General features: G+C 73.9%; 1 protein-coding gene. It reads right to left on the bottom strand.

The genetic code is table 11. The features are described 5' to 3' along the window. Positions 1–410 (bottom strand): condensation domain-containing protein (locus tag RM590_RS35785; RefSeq protein ID WP_311708979.1); only part of this gene is annotated, 410 nt, incomplete at both ends.

The raw sequence follows: 410 nt of genomic DNA, 5'->3' as shown, positions 1-410 counted from the left end.
CCGCACACTGCACCGGCAGCACTTCCCACACCGGCACCCGCCCCGCCACCCGCGCCGCGTACGCCACCCCCACATCCCGCAGCACCACCCCCACCGACCAACCGTCCACCGCGATGTGATGCAACACCCAGACCAGAACGTGGTCCTCGGGGCCAGCCTCGAACAGCGACACGCGCCACGGCACGTCCGCGGCCAGATCGAACGGCTCCACTCCCGCCCGCCGCACCGCCTCCGCCAGGTCGGCCCCGGGCACCGGGACACTCGTGAGCGCCACCTCCACCCGGTCCCGGATCACCTGGTACAGCACGCCGTCGGACTCCTCGTACACCGTCCGCAACGCCTCGTGCCGGGCCACCACATCGGCCAGCGCCCGCTCCAGCGCCACCCGGTCCAGCCGCCCCGACAGCCGC

The organism is Streptomyces litchfieldiae, from assembly GCF_031845365.1.
In the GTDB taxonomy this organism is placed as follows: Bacteria; Actinomycetota; Actinomycetes; order Streptomycetales; family Streptomycetaceae; genus Streptomyces; species Streptomyces litchfieldiae.
Note: the sequence above shows the minus strand (reverse complement) of the source record. Positions and strands in the feature narration are given on the sequence as shown.